This window comes from Pseudomonas kitaguniensis (assembly GCF_049199985.1).
GTDB lineage: Bacteria > Pseudomonadota > Gammaproteobacteria > Pseudomonadales > Pseudomonadaceae > Aquipseudomonas > Aquipseudomonas kitaguniensis.
In genome coordinates, this window is the sequence record NZ_JBLZPT010000059.1 from 1 (window position 1) to 456 (window position 456).

Sequence of the window (456 nt, forward strand, 5' to 3'; positions counted from 1 at the left end):
TGGCGTTTCACGGCACCGAAGCCATCAGCAGCTTGTACGCGATCCAGGTTGAACTGGTCAGCGAGTACCCTGATTTCGATCTGGAGAGCCTGCTCAGTCAGCCGGCTTTTTTACAGTTTGGCCTGAATGGCGAAGGTATTCATGGCCGCATCGAGGAGGTGTGCGTGGGTGAAGCCGGCAAGCGCCTGACCCGTTATCACCTGACCCTGGTACCGGCTCTGCACTACTTGCAAATCAGTGTGTGTTATTGGCACGGCGCAGGCTGGGAAATAGCCCACAACCCGGTTCCCGGCGAACACTCGCTGCCTGCCGACCCGCCGTGGCTGAGTGTTCCAGTGCCGGCGAGCCTGTCGATGGAGATGCTTCAGTCGAATATTTACCGGTATCTGTGGGCAGAACACAGCGACGACCTGATGCGACTCAGCCAACGCCACGACCCCGGCGAGTGGCTGACGG

The 456-nt window shown here is 59.4% G+C and carries 1 protein-coding gene; it reads left to right on the forward strand.

Annotation, left to right across the window (positions count from 1 at the left end):
* The coding region (locus tag ACOZK9_RS27350) for a contractile injection system protein, VgrG/Pvc8 family (protein ID WP_421556984.1) at window positions 1-456 on the forward strand (456 nt) is incomplete at both ends.